A 17,137-nucleotide genomic window follows, 5' to 3' on the forward strand; every position below is an offset into this window, starting at 1 on the left:
TATCTTATAGCCATAAGGTTAGTCAAAACTAACCGACGGAGAGAAAAGCGTGAGGCAAGCCGCGCTTTTTCTTTTCCGAGTTGGTTAGCAAAGGCTAACTGAAGGGAGGCGCCGCTTTTGGACCTGTTTGAAATGCACCTGGCAAGGTACTGTGCTCCGACCCTGCTGGGGGCGAAAGCGGCCAACCTGGTCTCCCTGGACGCGCAGAAGGTTCCGGCCCTTCAGGGTACGGTGGAGGCCTACAACCGGCAGTTTGCGGCCTGCGGGCTCGCGTTCACGCTGCTGTGTGAATGCGGGCGCCGCAGTCTGCTGCTGGTCTACCGGCCGGCGCTGTTGGCCCGGCGGCTTCGGCGGGACGGCGATGTGCTGGCCCGGTTCGGGTATGCGCCCGGCGACACGCTGGACGGGCACCTGGCCCGGCTGCGGGCGCGGCTGGCGCAGGGCGGGGCGTTTCCCCATGAGATCGGCCTGTTTCTGGACTATCCGGCGGACGATGTGCTGGCCTTTGTGGAAAAAGGCGGCGCGGGGTGCAAACTGTGCGGATACTGGAAAGTATACGGCGACGTAGAGGCCGCCCGGGCACGCTTTGTATGTTATGACGCATGCCGCACCTGTGTGCTGCGCGCGGTGGAACAGGGAATCACACTGGCGCAGCTGCTGCAGGCGGCGTGAATTTCTACGGAGGCGATGACAATGAAAACAGCAGTGATCTACTGGTCCGGCACGGGCAACACCCAGGCCATGGCGCAGGCGGTGGCCGAGGGCGCGGGCGCGGACCTGTTTGAAGTGAGCGAGCTTGACGCCGGTGCGGCGGCCCAGTACGGCGCGCTGGCCCTGGGGTGCCCGGCCATGGGGGCCGAGGTGCTGGAGGAGAGCGCGTTCGAGCCCTTTTTCACAGAACTGGAACCGCATCTTGCGGGAAAACCCGTGGCGCTGTTCGGCTCCTACGGATGGGGTGACGGACAGTGGATGCGTGACTGGGCCGACCGGGTGCGGGCAGCCGGCGCGCAGCTGTGTGCCGACCCGGTGACGGTGAACGAAGCGCCGCAGGACAGCGAGCTGGACGAATGCCGGGCACTGGGCCGGGCGCTGGCCGCACAATAAAACAGCCTTTCTTCTCTTTACATAGACAAACTTCCTCCATAAAAAGCCGCCTTTTCCCGCCTTTGGACGGGGTCGGAAAGGGCGGCTTTTTCCTTGCGGGAAGAATGCCGGTGTGGTAAGATGGCACCGAGGTGAGACCATGGAGTACAAGTACGTCTTTGACGCGCCCTGCAGCCTGCACGACGCCCGGGTGCGCGCGCTGGAGCGGGCGGGCGGCGATCTGTGGCTGCGGCTGGAAACGGGGTATTTCAAGTTGTCCCGGCCGGTGCGGCAGGAGGACGGCGACGTGTGCGTAAAGCAGGTGAACTGGGATTTTTCGGTGGCCTGGGTGCTGAGCCCCAGCGGCCGGCACGGCCGCTTTCAGGGCGAAAAGATGGAGCTGAGCCGGTTTGTGAACCGGTACGGCAGCTGCCCGCTGGAGATCTTGGACGAGAGTTTCGGCTACGATCAGGTGCAGTACACAGGGTATCTGTCGCTGCCCGACCGGCTGGCGGAAGTGACGCTGAGCATCTGCCACCGGGGCCCCATCGTGTATGAGCGGCGGGAAACGGCCCCTTGACAAAACACCCCAAAACACGTATAATCGTCTTAATTTATTTAAAAAAGGAGAACGCAGGGCCACTATGGACGACGCTGACGGCGACGCCGCGCACCCGGACCGAACTGAATCGAACAAGGCATAGTCTGCCTTCCGCAGGGAAGGCGGGCTGTGCCTTTTATTGTTTTTTCAAAAGAAAGAGGAGAGAAGCAGTGGATCACATTGGAAGGCAGCTGTTGCTGCAGGCAGTTTTGATTTTTTTCAACGCGTTTTTCGCCATGACGGAGATCGCGGTCATTTCGCTGAACCCGGCCAAGCTGCGGCGAATGGCGGAGGAAGGCGACGCAAAGGCCGGGCGGCTTTTGAAAATGGTGGAGACGCCCGCGGGCTTTCTGTCCACCATTCAAATCGGCATCACGCTGGCGGGCTTTCTGGGCAGCGCTTTCGCGGCGGACAGCTTTTCCGAATACCTGGTGGACTGGGTGTATGAGGACCTGGGCTTCCGGGCGCTTTCCCCCGGCACGCTGGACGCGCTGGCGGTCATCGTCATCACCATCATTTTGTCTTATTTCACGCTGATTCTGGGCGAGCTGGTGCCCAAGCGCATCGCCATGCAGAAGCCGCTGCCGGTGGCACGCTTCACCTGCGGGGTGGTGTACGGGCTGTCGGTGGTCATGCGGCCGGTCATCTGGTTTTTGTCCGCTTCCACCAACGGCGTGCTGCGCCTTCTGCATATGAAGACCGAGGCCGAGGAGGAAGCGGTCACCGAAGAGGAGATCCGCATGATGGTGGACCTGGGCGAGGAAAAGGGCGCCATCCAGCGGGAGGAAAAAGAGTGGATCGAAAATGTGTTCGATTTCGGCGACGCCATTGCCAGTGACGCCATGACCCATGCCTCCGACGTGGAGGCGGTGTGCCTGACCGACACCGATGCGGAGATCCTGGCGCGGATCCGGAGCACCGGCCTGACCCGCTTCCCGGTGTACGGCGAGGACCTCAACAACATCGTGGGCGTTCTCAACGCCCGGGACTTTCTGCTGTGCCGCAGCACGGGGGACACAGCGCCTTTGCAGCAGCTTCTGCGCCCGGCCTATTTCGTGCCCGAGAGCATCCGCTGCACCGTGCTGTTTCAGGACCTGCAGCAGAAAAAGATCCATCTGGCGGTGGTGGTGGACGAATACGGCGAGACGGCCGGCGTCATCACCATGGAGGACCTGCTGGAGGAGATCGTGGGCAATATTTACGACGAATTTGACCCGGCCGAGCCCGAGGAGATCCAGCAGCTGGGCGAGAACCTGTGGCAGGTGTCCGGCAGCGTGAGCATGGAGGACCTGGCCGAAGCCGTGGGGCTGGAACTGCCCGACGAGCTGGACTACGACACGCTGGGCGGCATGGTGTTCAGCTGCCTGCACACCATCCCCCAGGACGGCACCCCGCTGGACGTGGAGTGCCTGGGCCTGCACGTGCATGTGGACGCGGTGCAGGGCCGGCGCATCCCGCAGGCGCAGGTCTCCCGGGTGCAGACCGCAGAATAAAAAGTGCTCCGCACGCGGCTGCGTGCGGAGCACTTTATTTTTGAAAGATGTCCAGCGCGTGGCTGGTCACCCCCAGCAGGTCGGGGCGTTCGCAGGTGGCGAAGTGATAGTCCAGATACAGCCGGAAGGCCGCGTCGTCCATGCGGTCCAGCGCGTCCCGCAGCAGCAGGGCGCAGCCGTCCGACGCAACATAGTGCAGCCGCCGGGTGGGGAAAGCCTCCATCAGCCGGTCCACGTCCTCTTTGCGCACCAGCTCAAACAAGTCCTTCGGCTGCGAGCGCGCGGCAAAGGTGCCCGGCTCCAGCAGACCGTCGCGCAGATAGGCGGCCACGTCCACATTTCCACGCAGAAAGCCCTCGTCCAGAAGGCAGCCGTCCGAGATCACATAGGCGGCAAAAATCACACCGCCGGGCCGGGTGACGCGAATGGCCTCGGTCAGCGCCTGCCGTTTGTCCTGCGGGGTGTACAGATGGTACAGCGGCCCCAGCAGCAGCGTCACATCATACCGGTCGTCGGGAAAGGCGCTCAAATCCAGCGCGTTTCCCTGCACAATGCGCACCGCTTCGCCGGGCCGGGTGTTCCGGCGGAACAGGCGGATGTTGTGCTCCACCAGCTCCACCGCGTCCACGGCAAACCCGTCCCGGGCCAGCGCATGGGAGTAGCGCCCGGTTCCCGCGCCGATCTCCAGCACGCGGCCCCCGGCGGGCAGATAGCGGCGGATGTAGCGCATGGTCGTCAGAAATTCCACCGACCCGTGGCGTGTGCACAGGCGGCTGTCCTCGTCGTAATGGGTGTAAAAATCAATCAGATACCGGTCGGTCATGTTCTTCCTCCAGTTCGCGGCGCACCCGGGCCTCCAGCATCCGCCTGACCATGGCCCGGGCGTCGGATGGTTCCAGCGTCATTTTTCCCGCGGCGGTCAGCACGGCCATGCCGTGGGCGTAGAAAAACAGGTCCAGAAACACGGCCCGGGCCTGCTGCGGCGCAAGCCCCACCGCCCGGGCAAAGTCCGCGGCGCGGTCCCCGTTGCCCGGCTCCCGGTAAAAGTCTTCCGGCCGTGTCATGTCCAGGTCCATATGGCGCACAAACAGCGCTTCGAACAGGCGCGGCTGCTGCCGGGCAAAGGCGATGTACGACAGGGGAAAGACCAGGGCGGGCTCTTCCCGCTCCCGGCGCTGCCAGGCCTGCACATAGTCCAGATAAACGGAAAAGGCGTGCTCCAGAAAATCCTGCTTCAGCTGCTCCATGCCGGGATAGCAGGTGAACAGGGGCCGGGTGGAACAGCCCAGCGCAGCGGCCAGGCTGCGGGCGTTGACGGCTTCGAACCCCTCTTCACAGGTAATGCGCAGCGCAGCGTTTAAAATCAGTTCCTTTGAAATGCGGGCCCGGGGCGGCATCGGAACTCCCTCCTTCAGGTAACAGATGTTGTGTAACAATTGTTGCATATATTTCAGGTTTTGTCAAGCAGAGCAGGCGCGTTGAAATCCGGGCCAAAAGGCGGTATAATGGAACAGCACAGAGGGGAGGGGCGCATATGCCGCAGAACAGCCAGCAGGAAAAGTTTGCCGTCATCCCGGGCATGACCATGATCCGGGCCAATAAGTCGTATTCCGGTTCTCACAGCGGAATGCAGTACAAGTTTCGCCTGGCGGACGACGAATTGGAGGCCGTGGTGTGGCCCTGGCCCTGGTGCCTGGAGAAAACCGACCCGGAGGGCGTGGTATCGGCCCGGTTCGCCCTGACCGAGGAGGGAATGCGGCAGGCCGAGGACTGGGTGTGCCAGCAGTACTGGCAGGACCACCGCCGCTGGGACAAGATCCGGCAGGCGCCCATGTGGTGAGAAATTTGCAGAAAACTCTTGACGCGGGCGGCCGGAACAGGTATAATGTAGGACAGCCACTAAAAATGGCCCGTTGGTCAAGCGGTCAAGACGGCGGCCTCTCACGCCGCAAACGGGAGTTCGATTCTCCCACGGGTCACCATTTTCCCGGCACGGGTCTTTCGCCGGCAGGCGAGGGGAAAGAGGTTTCTGTGTTGGAACCTCGCTTCCAAACAGTGCGCAGCACTGTTTGGGCCACTCATCCGTCGCACGAAGCGCTCGGATTCGCGGGACGCTCAAGCAAAGCTGCGCTTTGCACTCCCACGGGTCACCATCATAATCCTCTTTAGCTCAGTCGGTAGAGCGGCGGACTGTTAATCCGTAGGTCGTTGGTTCGAGTCCAACAAGGGGAGCCAGAAAAACACCCCGAACGCACAGGCGTTCGGGGTGTTTTTTGTTCGGAAAAGAGCTGCCGTCCGAAAGGGCGGCAGCTCTTTTCTGTTTCAAAGCCCGGTCAGGACGGCTCGTTGGGATAGCAGGCAGTCACGTATTTGTGCAGGGTCTGGCGCACGGCGCCCGGGCCCGCATTGAATTCGTTGAAATACTGCACGACCCGTTCTTTCAGGCCGGCCGCCTGCAGGTCCACACCCCAGATGCGAAGATCGCTGAGCGTGGGCTCCAGGTCTTCGGCGCTTACCACGGCACCTTCCGCAATGGCCTGCATGCCCGGCTGCAGTTTGTTCAGCAGCGGGTCGGAAGAGCAGGCAAAGGCGTTCCCCTGATCGTCCACGCCTTTGAGGTAGCGCAGCCACCCTGCAAAGACCAGCGGCATCAGCACCAGCGAATGGGCGGTGCCCCGCGCCAGATGCAGCTTGATGTCCTCGCCGAACCGGATGGACAGTTTTTGCGAGGTGTCGGTGGCGATGCGCTGGGGCGTATCGGGGATGAACGGATTGGGGAAGCGCTCTTTCAGCACTTCCTGCAAAAAGGCCCGCGGGTCGATGATGCCCGGGTCCACCACCACGGGCAGACCCTCGTGCGCGCTCATTTTTTCAATCAGGCCGACCAGATCCTCGTCCTTCATTTCCGCGGCGATGGACTGGTACCCCAGCAGGCAGCCGAACACGGCCAGAGATGTGTGCAGCGGGTTCAGGCAGGTGCACACCTTCATTTTTTCCACCGCGTTCACCGTCTCGCGGGAAGTGAACATGACCCCGGCTTTTTCCAGGCAGGGGCGGCCGTTGGGGAAGTCGTCCTCGATGACCAGATACTGGGGCTTTTCGGCGTTGACAAAGGGCGCGATGTAGGTGTTTTTGGAGGTGACAAAGGGCGCCATGTCCTCCCAGCCGTCCGCTTCCAGCGCGCGCTGGACGGACTCGTGGGGGCGCGGCGTGATCTTGTCGATCATGCTCCAGGGGAAGGAGAGGTGGTTCTGCACGTATTCGTAAGCGCCTTCTTCCAGATAGCCTTTTTCCTTCCAGGCGTCCAGAATTTCAAAGACGGCCAGTTTCAGCTTTTCGCCGTTGTGGGAGCAGTTGTCCATGGAGACCAGCGCCAGCGGTTTTCCGCAGGCTTTGCCGCGGGTCAGGCAATAGGAGACCAGGCGCGGCAGAAACATCGTGCAGTGTTCAGGCCCGCGCTCCAGGTCATTGCGGATGGCCGGGAGAAGCTCCCGGTCCGCGCCGCGCAGGGAATAGCCCTTCTCGGTGATGGTGAAGGACACCATTTGCAGAGAGGGGTTTTTAAAAATCTCGCGCACGCGGTCTTCGTCGGTGCTCAGGGCCAGGCTTTCGGTGACGGAAGCCACCAGCTCCTTTTCCATCTTCCCGTTGGCGCACAAAGTGACAATGAGCGACAGGTTGTCAAAGGGGCGCATGCACCGGGTGATGATCTCTTCGTCGTACCCTTCGCAGCAGACGATGCCGGTTTCCGTCAGGCCCTGATTCAGCAGCGTCTGACACAGCACGGCCGGAAACGCGCGGAAAATGTTTCCGGTTCCGAAGTGCAGCCAGGCGGGCGCGGCGGCTGTCTTTTCCGTGACGCGTGCCACGTCGTACTGCGGCAGTACGTAATCCGTCAGCGCGGCGGATTGAGTGAGTGCGGTGCGGTTCAGTTTCATAACAACAGTCCTTTCGTTTTTGTATTTTCAAAGAGTGTGCGGCATTTTGGAGAGGGCCTCCCACAGGCCCAGCAGATACTGGCTGCCCAGCGCCCGGTCGTACAGGCCGTACCCGGGCATGGCCTGTTCGCCCCAGATCATGCGGCCGTGGTCCGGGCGCATGATCCCGTCAAAGCCGATGTCGTACAGGGCTTTCATGATTTCGAACATATCAAAGGAGCCGTCTTCGGACAGATGCGCGCATTCTTCAAACTTTCCGGCTCCGGTGTGCTCCATGTTGCGGATGTGGGCAAAATGAATGCGCCCCTTCAAGCTGCGGATCATGTCGGGCAGGTCCGCCGCCGGATTGGTCCCCAGAGACCCGGTGCAGAACGTGATACCGTTGCAGGGGGAATCCACCAGTTTTGTCAGTTTCAAAAGGTTTTCCTTGCCGGTGATGATGCGGGGCAGACCGAACACGCTCCAGGCGGGATCGTCCGGATGAATGGCCATCTTCACGCCGTATTTTTCGCAGGCGGGCATGATCGCCTGCAAAAAGTATTTCAGGTTCTGCCAGAGCTTTTCCTCGTCCACGTCCCGGTATTGTTCAAACAGCTCCTGAATGCGGGCCATGCGCTCCGGTTCCCAGCCGGGCAGCAGGTGACCGTCGGCCTTCTGCTCCATGGCGGCAAACATGTTTGCCGGGTCGATCTTGTCGATCTCGGCCTGGTCGTAGGCCAGGACCGTGGAGCCGTCGGGGCGGGGCTTGGCCAGGTCGGTGCGGGTCCAGTCGAAAACAGGCATGAAGTTGTAGCAGATCAGATCGATGCCGCACTCGGCCAGAATGCGGATGGTCTCGATGTAGTTTTCGATGTAGCGGTCCCGGGAGGGCAGACCGATTTTGATGTCGTCGTGGATGTTGACGCTTTCGATGCCCCAAATTTCCAGGCCCGCGCGGTTCACCTGCTCTTTCAGGCGGAGAACTTTTTCCTTTTCCCATTTTTCCCCGGGAAGGGTGTCGTATAAGGTGGTGATGACCCCGCGCACACCGGCCACCCGGCGAATTTGTGAGAGCGTGACGGTGTCAAACCCGTCGCCGAACCAGCGCAATTCCATTTTCATGCTTGTCGTCTCTTTTTTCGTCGTTTCATTCCCGTCATAACCTGAAAACGGAAAAGAAACCAGCCTGTTGACGCCCTTTTTTCAAAACTTTTTGGGGTAGGGGAAAACGAAGGCGCTGCCGGGGATTCCGCCCGCCCTGCCTGACGAAAAAAGCGCCCCCTGCATCCCGCGGGATGCAGGGGGCGCTTTTGCGTTTGAGGCTCAGTCGGAGGGCATGGCGCCTTCCACAAAGCTGCGCACATCGTCGCTGAGGGTCTTCACGTTGTCCTCGCCGATGTAGATCATGTGGCCCGAGGGATAGCCCTTCAGGGACACCCGGTCCATGGGCAGGCCCGCGTGGTTCAGCATGTAATAGATGATGCCGATGTGGGTGGCCGTGTCGTAGTAGCCGTTGGTGAAGAACACCCGCAGCCCGTGCATGCGGCACATGGCGTTGCGCAGCTGCTCGCCGGTGGTGCCCATGGGGGCCTCCCGGTTCCAGCGATCCTTCTTGGTGTACAGGTCGTACATGCAGGCCGCGGGCACGTACACCCGGTCCAGATGAATGTTCAGCTTGGGGAAGATCACGCCCGTGAGCACGCCGAAGAAAAACGCGCCGTACCGGTCGCTGGAGGCGTCGTCGTACACGCCCGTCACGTTCTCCACGGCCTCGGGCACGTAGCGCGGCCGGGTGATGCGGCCGTCGAACCGGGCCACCGAAGCGCCCTTCTCTTTGATGACTTCCAGCCGGAAGCTCTCGTCGTCGATGCGCAGGGCCCGGTCGGTCAGGTACTGGCGGGAGACGCCGGTGAAGTCCTGGATCTGCCGGATCACGTCTTCGCGCTCGTCCCCGGTCAGGGACTCGCCCCGGTACAGCGCCGTCAGGTAGGTGGTGTCCGCGAAGGCGCGGGCCCGCTTCACAAACGCTTCCAGCGTCTCTTCCGTGGGGTGGTTGTGATACCAGTGAATGGCGGCGTAGGAGGGGAAGGCCACCACGGCGTGCTCCACCGGGACCTCCCGCTCGAAGTATTTGCCCGTGGTCACGGTGTTGCCGATCATGACGATGCCGTCAAAGGCCAGCGCGTAGGAGCGCTCGTGGCTGCGGGTGGCCGCGATGCCTGCCGCAGTGGCGGCACGGGTGCAGCCGTAGCTCTCACCGATCAGGTATTTGGGGCTGGTCCAGCGGCCATAGCGGTGCAGCCACTTTTCAATGAACACCAGCAGGGCCTCGGCGTCCTCTTCAATGCCGTAGAACTTGTCGGCGCTGTTCTCGTCCAGCAGCACGCCGTAGCCGGTGCCCACCGGGTCCACCAGAACGATGTCCGCAATGTCCAGCAGGCAGTCGGGGTTGTCCATGGACTTGTAGGGCGGCAGCGAGGTGGCCCGGTCCGTCTCCTCGTAGAACACGCGGGTGGTGCCCAAAAAGCCCGCATGCACGTACATGGAGGAGGAGCCGGGGCCGCCGTTGAAGCCGAACAGCACCGGGCGGTTGGCCACATCCTTCACGTCGGAGCGGAAATACGAGTAGGAGAAAATGGACGCGATGGGCTTGCCGGACGCGTCGTAGAACACGTTGTCCTCGCTGACCGTGTGGTAGGGGATCTGCTGGCCCCGCAGCTGGATCTCGCCGTCGGATTCGAACCGGGCGGGCGCAAAGGTGGCGGGGTCGAACTTTTCCGTGGTATACATCATGCAAACCTCCTTGTTTTTTCAGCAGTTCTGCCGGCGGATGACGCCGCCGGGCAGCGCGCCGGTGTGCTGTCCGTTGCGGATGACGGGCGTGCCGTTGACCAGCACGTGCTCGATGCCCTCGGGATACACCGCGGGGTCCAGCACGTTCTCGTTGGTCTTCAGGCGGTCCCAGTCGATGACCAGGACGTCCGCCTGCTTGCCGGGCGCCAGTGTGCCGCGCTTTTGAAAGTGCAGAATTTCCGCCGGGCGGCCGGTGAGCTTGTAGATCATCTGCTCCCGGTCATCCCCGCCCAGCTCGGTCAAAAACTTGATGAAGCCGCAGTAGGTGTTGGGGTTGGGTTTGTTGCCGGGGCTTTCGGGGTCGTAGGCCACGGTGGAGTCCAGGCCGAACACAAAGGTGTCGTTGCCCAGGGTGGCTTTGGGATGCCCCACAAAGGTCTTGACGCTCTCGGCGTTGGCGTCGTGCACGGCGCGGAAGATCTGGGTGCGGCAGTCCAGCAGCAGAAGGTCGAACAGCGCTTCCAGCGTCTCCTTGCCCATCATGACGCCCACCTGTTTGGCGGTTTTGCCCTCGTACTGCTTTTCGGCGCAGCGCATGATTTTGATTTCCTCTTCCCACTCCGGCTGGACCTTGGGGTTCAGAATGTAATAAGTACCGCCGTAGATGGCGTCCCGAATCTGCTTGCGGTAGTCCAGCTTGGTCAGATTGTGCAAAAACAGGGTGATGCCGCCGGTGAACTTGTACCAGGGGCGGAACAGGGTGATCAGGTCCGGGGCGATCATGGTGCCGCCTGTGGAGTTGGGGATCACGTCAAAGCCCGCGCGCACGCCCCGGGCCACGTAGTCGTCAATGACCTGCAGGGTGCGCTGAGACGCCGCCCGCTGCAGGAAATCGTCGTTGGCCGGGTACAGCTCGTACCCTTTGGACAGATGGGAGATCTGCACCTGGATGTCGTTGCGCAGGCCGATCTCCAGAATTTCGATGATGCCGTCGATCTTCTTCTGGCGCTTGGGCGTGCCCACCCGGGGGCCGGTCTTGCGCCAGTGGGCGAACAGAATGCCGTTGTCCTGTTTCAGTTCCCGGCTCATCTCCAGCAGCTCCTCGGTGTCGGAGAAGATGCCCGGCTCGTAGTCCAGACCCACGGACATGCCGAAGGCGCCCGCGTCCAGCGCCTCGTGGATGTACTCTTTCAGCTGCTCTTTCTCCTGCGGGGTGGGCTTGCGCAGACCGTCCGGTCCCATCACGTTCATGCGGATGGTGCTGTAGCCCAGCACGGTCACGATGTTGCCGGAAGTGCCGTGGGCGTCCACCGCGTCCAGCCACTCGTGGAAGGTGTGCCAGCTGGGGTCGAAGCCGCAGTGCTTGCGGATCAGGGGAATGGCGTCCTCGCTGAGGGCGTAGTAATCCTCGTTGTACATGTCCGCGTACAGCTTGGGGGTCAATTCGTCAAAAATGTCCCGCATGGCCTGATTGGCCAGCCAGTATTTGCCGATGGGCGCGATGGACTGGCCGCACATGCAGCCCACAAAGGTGGTGATGCCCTGGTGCAGCATGCTGTCCATGGTGGGGTAGCCCAGCAGGGTCTGGTCCGCATGGGAGTGCATTTCGATGAAGCCCGGAGTGACCACCTTGCCCCGGGCGTCGATGACCTGGGCGGCGCTTTCGCCGCTCAGATCGCCAATGGCTGCAATTTGATCGCCGCGGATGCCCACGTCGGCCCGCACGGCCGCGGCACCGGTCCCGTCGATCACGGTGCCGCCCTGAATCAGAATGTCATACATAGGGCCGCCTCATTTCTTGTCCCATACCTGGCGGAACACGCGCATCAGGTTGCCGCCCAGCACTTTTTCAATGTCCGCCTGGCCGAAGCCGCGGGCCAGCATGTGGTCCACCAGGTTGTCCCACTCGTCGAAGTAGTTGAAGCCCTGCACGTGCTTCTGGTTGCCGTCAAACTTGCCGAACCAGTTGGGGCAGGTGCGCTCGAACTCCACACGGCCCATCAGGTAATCCAGGGTGGGACGTTTCCAGCGGTCGGTGCCGATGCCGATGTAATCGATGCCCACCAGATCCGCCACGTGGGCGATGTGGTCGATGTACCGGTCCACGGTGGGCCAGGTGCTCTGGTCCTCGTTGCACATGACGCTGTGGGGGCACAGGCAGATCACGCCGCCCTTGGCCGCCAGCGCTTTGATCTGCTCGTCGTTGGCGTTGCGGGTGTGCTTGGCCACGTCGTAGCAGGAGGAGTGGGAGAAGATCACCGGGTCCGAAGAGGTGGCGATGGCGTCCAGCGAGGTGCGGCGGCCCACGTGGGACAAGTCGATCAGCATGCCCACCCGGTTCATTTCATAAATGCACTGCTGGCCAAAGCGGGTCAGGCCCGTGTCGTTGCCCTCAAAGGCGCCGGAGCCGATGTGGCACTGCTGGTTGTAGGTCAGCTGCACGATCTTCAGGCCCAGACGGTTCAAAAGCGAGATGTAGCGCAGGTCCTGCTCGAAGCAGAAGGCGCCCTGGGTGCTCATGATCACGGCCAGCTTGCCCTCGGCCTTGGCCCGCTCAATGTCGGCGGAATGGGTGGCGATGATCACCTTGTCCGGGCAGGTCTCTTCCAACAGATAATATTGATGGATGGCTTTGCAGCACTCGGTGAAGGAACAGGGGTAGTTGTCGTCCACGATGGTGGTGCTGATGGCCGTGACGCCGCCCTCCAGCAGGATGTCCACAATGTTTCTCCCCGGCGCACAATCGAAGGGGGGATCGGTGAACAGGCCATGGAACAGTGAGTCAATGGCATAGGACTCTTTCAGGATGCGGGATGCCTCTGCGGATACGTTCTTCATGAAAAAACCTCCTGGTACTGCAATGTTTAGCGGCTGCAATACTCTATTTGTAATTTGTTTTATTATTTCACAAAGAAAAAGGAAAATCAATATCGAATAATATACGATATTTTTGTTTTTTGTGGATTGATTTTTGCACGAAAAATCATTGACAAACCAATGTTTAGTGATTATAATGGGATAAAACTTAACACAAAAAACATGGTTTTTTCACAAAAATGGACCAGTTTGTTGTGAAAGTGCAACAAGATTTAGTCGAAAGTTTGTGAAACATGCACCATGTGCGCGAACCGCGTACAGATTCGGCGCGGCGCTGTGAAAAAAAGAATCTATCATATAGGATTTTCAGCAAAAAGGAGAGACGGGCCGTGAAGTTTGTGTTCAACGAAGAAAAAAATGAAGAGATGCGCCATATTCTGATGATGCGGCCCACGGTGGAAGAGGGCGAAAAGCTGCTGGCCAAGGACGATACCGACGCCTACGCCTGGTACGTGTACGGCACGGCGCTGGGCCTGCAGGGGGATTATGACAAAGCGGTAGAAGCTTATTCCCACGGCATTGCGTATGACCCGTTTTACGCGCCCAACTATTTCGGCCGCGGCCGCAAGCTGAACGTCAGCGGTCACTTCTGGCAGGCCGTGGCGGATTTCACCGTGGCCATCCATCTGGACTCCGACAACTGGACCTACTGGTACTACCGTGCCACGGCTTTGAATATGAAGGGCCACGTGGAGGAATCCATTGACGATTTCAAAAAGTGCATTTCCCTGACCGCTCCCCAGGAGCATTACCCCCTGGCGGACTGGCTGTACACTTCCAACGTGGAGCTGGGCCGGTACAAAGAGGCTGAGGAGAGTTTGAATCTGGTGGACGCTTCGTTGGAAGCACCGCAGATGGATTACGGTTACCGCCGGTCGGTCCTCCTTTATAAAGGAATCGTGAAACCGGAAGAGTTTATCGATATTCCGCTGCTGGAAAAGAATGTCCTTCCCCAGAAGGACCGGGTGCGGATGGAGCTGAATGGTTTGTACTACAGCCTGTACTGCTACTGGCTGGTCCACGGTGAACCGGAAAAGGCCAAGGATGCCATCCGCGAGCTGCTGAAGGTGGCATATCCCGGCGCGTTTGCCCACACCAAGGCGATCCCCATTGCCAAGCGGCTGGGCCTTCTGGAGTAAGGCGCGCAAAGTTCATAAAGGCACATTGCAGAAAATTCAACAAAGGCGTTTGAATCTGCATAGTGGGAAACTATGCGTTCGAACGCCTTTTTATTAAAAGAAAGAATCATATAGGATATACGAGTTTTACAAAGGCGGTGTGATGGATGAAGTTCGTGTACAACGAGGAGAAAAATGAGGAAATGCGTCGCATGCTGATGATGCAGCCCACGGTGGAAGAGGGCAAGGCGCTGCTGGAAAAAGACGAGACCGACGCCTATGCCTGGTACGTCTACGGCAAGGCGCTGAGCCTGCAGAAGGACTATGAGGGCGCCATCGAGGCACACTCCCGCGGGATCGTGTACGACCCGTTCTATGCGCCCAACTACTTCGGACGCGGCGGAAAGATGAGCACCACCGGCCGCTTCTGGGCCGCCATGGCGGATTACACCATGGCCATTCAGCTGGACTCCCGCAACTGGCTGTACTGGTATTACCGCGCCACCACCCTGAACCTGGCGGGCCACCTGGAAGAGTCCATCGACGACTTCCGCCAGTGCATGAAGGTGTCCGACCCCCATGAGCACTATCCGCTGGTCCACTGGATCTACACCACTTACGTGGAGCTGGGCAAGTTCGCCGAGGCGGAAAAGAGCCTGGAGGCGGTGGACGCCACACTGGAGCCGCCCCAGATGGACTATGGCTACTGCCGCGCCGTGCGCCTGTACAAGGGCATGATCAAGCCCGAGGACTACATAGAGCCCGACATGAAGGACAAGGTCCTGCCCCGGGAGAACCGCGTGACCCTGGAGCTGACCGGCATGTACTACGGCCTGTATTGCTACTGGACGCTGCACGGCGATCCGGAGAAGGCCAAGGACGCCATCCGCAACGTGCTGAAGTCGGCTTACCCCGGCGCCTTCGGCTACACCAAATCCATCCCCGTGGCGAAAAAGCTGGGGCTGCTGTAACAGAAAACAAACCCCGCGGCCCACTGGGCCGCGGGGTGGATAAAAAACAGGAGGCTGTTGAAAATGAAATTTGTGTACAACGAGGAGAAAAACGAGGCAATGCGTCATATTCTGATGATGCAGCCCACCGTGGAAGAAGCCAAGGCGAAACTGGACAAGGACGATACCGACGCCGCCGCCTGGTATGAGTACGGCACCGCCCTGAGCCTGGTGGGCAAGTACGAAGAGGCCCTTGAGGCACACTCTCACGGCATTGCCTACGACCCGTTCTATGCGCCCAACTACTTCGGACGCGGCCGCCGTCAGAACGCCGTGGGCCGCACCTGGGCCGCTCTGGCGGACTTCACCGTGGCCATCCACCTGGATTCCGACTGCTGGACCTACTGGTACTATCGTGCCACCACTCTGAACCTGAACGGACATCTGGAAGAGTCCATCGACGACTTCCGTGAGTGCATGCGTCTGTCCAACCCGGCCGAGCACTATCCGCTGATCCACTGGATCTACACCACCTATGTGCAGCTGGGCAAGTTCGACGAGGCCGAGAAGACCCTGGATCTGATCGACGCCACCGTGGAGCCGCCCCAGATGGACTACGGCTACTGCCGCGCCGTCCGCCTGTACAAAGGTCTGGTCAAACCCGAGGAGTTTGTAGAGCCGGATATGAAGGACAAGGTCCTGCCCCGCGAGAACCGCGTGAACCTGGAGCTGAACGGCATGTACTACGGCCTGTACTGCTACTGGACGCTGCACGGTGATCCCGAGAAGGCGGCCGACGCCATCCGTCAGCTGATGAAAGTGGCCTATCCCGGCGCCTTCGGCTACACCAAGGGCCTGCCCATCGCCAAGAAACTGGGCATCGTTGAATAAGACAAGGGGGATCTTCTGATGATTGAATATGTGGATCCGGCCCCGACCTTTTGCCGGGCCGTAAAACACAACGGTGTCATCTATTTCAGCGGACACTGTGACGGCAAAAAGCACGACACCATCGCCGGCCAGACACAGGCTTTGTGCGAGCGGTATGAAGAGCTGCTGGAACAGCACGGCAGCGACAAGGACCATCTGCTGTTTGTGACCATTTACATCTCGGACCTCTCGTTGAAAGATGAGATGAACAAAGTTTGGGACGCGTGGCTGAACCCCGGCCATGCCCCCGCCCGGGTCTGCGTGGAAGCGAAGATCCCGGAGGGCTACTTCCTCGAAATGAGCGTTGTGGCCGCGTTGAAATAAAACGCACTCCCGGAGAGAGTGTGCGCAGGTGCACTCTCTCCGCTTTCTTTTGAAAACCGGCCCGGCCTTTGGTCGGGAATCTATATTATTGCGAACTGCGGGAGAAATAATATGCTGAGATATATCGCCAAGAGAATGTTGCAGTTGATCCCCACGTTGATCCTGGTGTCTATCATTGTATTTCTGATGGTCCGGTTCATTCCTGGAGATCCCATTACCTTATTGTACGGCGTGTCGGAAAGCGGCGGTACCAGCGAGGAATATCTGGAATCCATGCGTGAGATGTACGGCTTGAACGACCCGCTGATCGTCCAGTATTTCCGCTGGATTCTGGGCTTCTTCAAGGGCGACATGGGCACGTCCCTGCTCACCCACAAAACCGTTCTGGAAGAGCTGACCAACCGCTATCAGTACACCATCATTCTGGCGGTGGGCGGCACCGTGGTCGGCTCCATCATCGGCGTGATCTGCGGCATCATCGCCGCCACGTTCCACAACAAGCTGGGCGACAACGTGGTCATGGTCATCTCCATGATCGCCGTTTCGGTTCCGTCCTTCTTCCTGGCCATGCTGCTGATGCTTTACTTCTGTCTGCATCTGGGCGTTCTGCCAAGCCTTGGCCTGCGATCGTGGAAGCATGCCATTCTTCCCGTGGCGACGCTGGGCCTGGGCGCTGTGGGTATGATCGCCCGCACCACCCGGTCGTCCATGCTGGACGTGATCAACCAGGACTACATCCGCACGGCCCGGGCCTACGGCACGTCCAAGTTCAAAATCATCACCCAGTACGCGTTTAAAAACGCCCTGATCCCCGTTCTGACGGCCATCGGCCTGCGTTTCGGCAGCCTGCTGGCGGGCGCGGCGCTGGTGGAGACCATCTTCACCATCCCCGGCATCGGCAGCTTTTTGGTGGACAGCGTCAACGGGCGCGACTATCCCGCCATTCAAAGCACGGTTCTGGTCCTGGCGGCCTCCTTCGTGCTTGTGAACACCCTGGTGGACATCATCTACGGTCTTGTGGACCCGCGTGTCAAGTACAATTAAGGAGGAA

17 protein-coding genes and 2 tRNA genes are annotated in these 17,137 nt (G+C 60.3%); 12 read left to right on the forward strand and 7 right to left on the reverse strand.

Annotated elements, in window-relative coordinates:
* Positions 1 to 117 precede the first annotated feature (117 nt).
* From ACKTS9_RS11935 to ACKTS9_RS11950, 4 genes are all read left to right on the forward strand, one after another.
* The gene (locus ACKTS9_RS11935) at positions 118 to 672 is read left to right on the forward strand and encodes a DUF3793 family protein (protein ID WP_349215030.1); all 555 of its coding nucleotides are present in this window, start codon (positions 118 to 120) and stop codon (positions 670 to 672) included.
* Positions 673 to 693: 21 nt separating this feature from the next.
* Positions 694 to 1,104, forward strand: a complete 411-nt coding sequence (locus tag ACKTS9_RS11940) for a flavodoxin (protein WP_407881004.1) — start codon at positions 694 to 696, stop codon at positions 1,102 to 1,104.
* Positions 1,105 to 1,243: 139 nt separating this feature from the next.
* On the forward strand, positions 1,244 to 1,663 hold the full coding sequence (locus tag ACKTS9_RS11945) for a hypothetical protein (RefSeq protein ID WP_407881007.1): 420 nt from the start codon (positions 1,244 to 1,246) through the stop codon (positions 1,661 to 1,663).
* Between the two features lie 191 nt (positions 1,664 to 1,854).
* Positions 1,855 to 3,177: a hemolysin family protein gene (locus ACKTS9_RS11950; protein ID WP_349215033.1), complete on the forward strand. Its 1,323-nt coding sequence runs from the start codon at positions 1,855 to 1,857 to the stop codon at positions 3,175 to 3,177.
* A 34-nt stretch (positions 3,178 to 3,211) separates the two neighbouring features.
* On the opposite strand, the gene ACKTS9_RS11955 is transcribed toward ACKTS9_RS11950, so the two are convergent.
* Both ACKTS9_RS11955 and ACKTS9_RS11960 read right to left on the reverse strand, forming a co-directional pair.
* Positions 3,212 to 4,000 carry a class I SAM-dependent methyltransferase gene (locus tag ACKTS9_RS11955; protein WP_407881010.1) on the reverse strand — a complete coding sequence of 263 codons (789 nt, stop codon included), beginning with the start codon at positions 3,998 to 4,000 and terminating at the stop codon, positions 3,212 to 3,214.
* On the reverse strand, positions 3,978 to 4,574 hold the full coding sequence (locus ACKTS9_RS11960; protein ID WP_407881013.1) for a TetR/AcrR family transcriptional regulator: 597 nt from the start codon (positions 4,572 to 4,574) through the stop codon (positions 3,978 to 3,980). The genes ACKTS9_RS11955 and ACKTS9_RS11960 overlap by 23 nt, the downstream gene beginning before the upstream one ends.
* Positions 4,575 to 4,711: 137 nt before the next feature.
* Between ACKTS9_RS11960 and ACKTS9_RS11965 the strand changes: the two genes are divergently transcribed.
* The 3 genes from ACKTS9_RS11965 to ACKTS9_RS11975 all read left to right on the forward strand — a co-directional run bounded on the left by ACKTS9_RS11965 (position 4,712) and on the right by ACKTS9_RS11975 (position 5,412).
* A complete protein-coding gene (locus ACKTS9_RS11965; RefSeq protein WP_407881015.1) occupies positions 4,712 to 5,017 on the forward strand; it encodes a hypothetical protein in 306 nt (101 codons plus the stop codon).
* 67 nt (positions 5,018 to 5,084) lie between these two features.
* Positions 5,085 to 5,159: transfer RNA gene (locus ACKTS9_RS11970), tRNA-Glu, on the forward strand.
* Positions 5,160 to 5,336: 177 nt separating this feature from the next.
* Positions 5,337 to 5,412, forward strand: a tRNA-Asn gene (locus ACKTS9_RS11975).
* Positions 5,413 to 5,510: 98 nt separating this feature from the next.
* Here the strand turns inward: ACKTS9_RS11975 and ACKTS9_RS11980 are convergent.
* The 5 genes from ACKTS9_RS11980 to ACKTS9_RS12000 form a co-directional block, all read right to left on the reverse strand.
* Entirely contained in the window at positions 5,511 to 7,115 is a 1,605-nt protein-coding gene (locus ACKTS9_RS11980) for a mannitol dehydrogenase family protein (protein WP_407881018.1), read from the reverse strand.
* Between the two features lie 27 nt (positions 7,116 to 7,142).
* On the reverse strand, positions 7,143 to 8,216 hold the full coding sequence (gene uxuA, locus ACKTS9_RS11985; RefSeq protein ID WP_349214190.1) for a mannonate dehydratase: 1,074 nt from the start codon (positions 8,214 to 8,216) through the stop codon (positions 7,143 to 7,145).
* A 201-nt stretch (positions 8,217 to 8,417) separates the two neighbouring features.
* Positions 8,418 to 9,887, reverse strand: a complete 1,470-nt coding sequence (locus tag ACKTS9_RS11990; protein WP_407881021.1) for a S10 family serine carboxypeptidase-like protein — start codon at positions 9,885 to 9,887, stop codon at positions 8,418 to 8,420.
* A gap of 18 nt (positions 9,888 to 9,905) precedes the next feature.
* Positions 9,906 to 11,669, reverse strand: coding sequence for an N-acyl-D-amino-acid deacylase family protein (locus ACKTS9_RS11995; RefSeq protein ID WP_407881023.1), 1,764 nt, complete (start codon positions 11,667 to 11,669; stop codon positions 9,906 to 9,908).
* 9 nt (positions 11,670 to 11,678) lie between these two features.
* Complete coding sequence (locus ACKTS9_RS12000; protein ID WP_349215666.1) at positions 11,679 to 12,725, reverse strand: dipeptidase; 1,047 nt, start codon at positions 12,723 to 12,725, stop codon at positions 11,679 to 11,681.
* A 368-nt stretch (positions 12,726 to 13,093) separates the two neighbouring features.
* Here ACKTS9_RS12000 and ACKTS9_RS12005 point away from each other — a divergent pair, with 368 nt between their 5' ends.
* From ACKTS9_RS12005 to ACKTS9_RS12025, 5 genes are all read left to right on the forward strand, one after another.
* Entirely contained in the window at positions 13,094 to 13,903 is an 810-nt protein-coding gene (locus ACKTS9_RS12005) for a tetratricopeptide repeat protein (RefSeq protein ID WP_407881026.1), read from the forward strand.
* 146 nt (positions 13,904 to 14,049) lie between these two features.
* Entirely contained in the window at positions 14,050 to 14,853 is an 804-nt protein-coding gene (locus ACKTS9_RS12010) for a tetratricopeptide repeat protein (protein WP_407881029.1), read from the forward strand.
* Between the two features lie 63 nt (positions 14,854 to 14,916).
* Complete coding sequence (locus tag ACKTS9_RS12015; RefSeq protein WP_407881031.1) at positions 14,917 to 15,723, forward strand: tetratricopeptide repeat protein; 807 nt, start codon at positions 14,917 to 14,919, stop codon at positions 15,721 to 15,723.
* An 18-nt stretch (positions 15,724 to 15,741) separates the two neighbouring features.
* Positions 15,742 to 16,086, forward strand: a complete 345-nt coding sequence (locus ACKTS9_RS12020; RefSeq protein ID WP_349215659.1) for a RidA family protein — start codon at positions 15,742 to 15,744, stop codon at positions 16,084 to 16,086.
* Between the two features lie 111 nt (positions 16,087 to 16,197).
* Positions 16,198 to 17,130, forward strand: a complete 933-nt coding sequence (locus ACKTS9_RS12025; protein WP_349215658.1) for an ABC transporter permease — start codon at positions 16,198 to 16,200, stop codon at positions 17,128 to 17,130.
* The last annotated feature ends 7 nt before the right edge of the window (positions 17,131 to 17,137 follow it).

The sequence above is a fragment of the Owariibacterium komagatae genome (genome assembly GCF_045865535.1).
GTDB lineage: Bacteria > Bacillota > Clostridia > Oscillospirales > Ruminococcaceae > Ruthenibacterium > Ruthenibacterium komagatae.

Bases quoted from the DNA above. Each gene is read 5' to 3' on its own strand.
- ACKTS9_RS11995 (WP_407881023.1), bottom strand. From the start codon at position 11,669: ATGTATGACATTCTGATTCAGGGCGGCACCGTGATCGACGGGACCGGT.
- ACKTS9_RS11960 (WP_407881013.1), bottom strand. From the start codon at position 4,574: ATGCCGCCCCGGGCCCGCATTTCAAAGGAACTGATTTTAAACGCTGCG.
- ACKTS9_RS11990 (WP_407881021.1), bottom strand. From the start codon at position 9,887: ATGATGTATACCACGGAAAAGTTCGACCCCGCCACCTTTGCGCCCGCC.
- ACKTS9_RS12000 (WP_349215666.1), bottom strand. From the start codon at position 12,725: ATGAAGAACGTATCCGCAGAGGCATCCCGCATCCTGAAAGAGTCCTAT.
- uxuA (WP_349214190.1), bottom strand. From the start codon at position 8,216: ATGAAAATGGAATTGCGCTGGTTCGGCGACGGGTTTGACACCGTCACG.
- ACKTS9_RS11940 (WP_407881004.1), top strand. From the start codon at position 694: ATGAAAACAGCAGTGATCTACTGGTCCGGCACGGGCAACACCCAGGCC.
- ACKTS9_RS12010 (WP_407881029.1), top strand. From the start codon at position 14,050: ATGAAGTTCGTGTACAACGAGGAGAAAAATGAGGAAATGCGTCGCATG.
- ACKTS9_RS11965 (WP_407881015.1), top strand. From the start codon at position 4,712: ATGCCGCAGAACAGCCAGCAGGAAAAGTTTGCCGTCATCCCGGGCATG.
- ACKTS9_RS12015 (WP_407881031.1), top strand. From the start codon at position 14,917: ATGAAATTTGTGTACAACGAGGAGAAAAACGAGGCAATGCGTCATATT.
- ACKTS9_RS11980 (WP_407881018.1), bottom strand. From the start codon at position 7,115: ATGAAACTGAACCGCACCGCACTCACTCAATCCGCCGCGCTGACGGAT.
- ACKTS9_RS11955 (WP_407881010.1), bottom strand. From the start codon at position 4,000: ATGACCGACCGGTATCTGATTGATTTTTACACCCATTACGACGAGGAC.
- ACKTS9_RS12025 (WP_349215658.1), top strand. From the start codon at position 16,198: ATGCTGAGATATATCGCCAAGAGAATGTTGCAGTTGATCCCCACGTTG.
- ACKTS9_RS12020 (WP_349215659.1), top strand. From the start codon at position 15,742: ATGATTGAATATGTGGATCCGGCCCCGACCTTTTGCCGGGCCGTAAAA.
- ACKTS9_RS11945 (WP_407881007.1), top strand. From the start codon at position 1,244: ATGGAGTACAAGTACGTCTTTGACGCGCCCTGCAGCCTGCACGACGCC.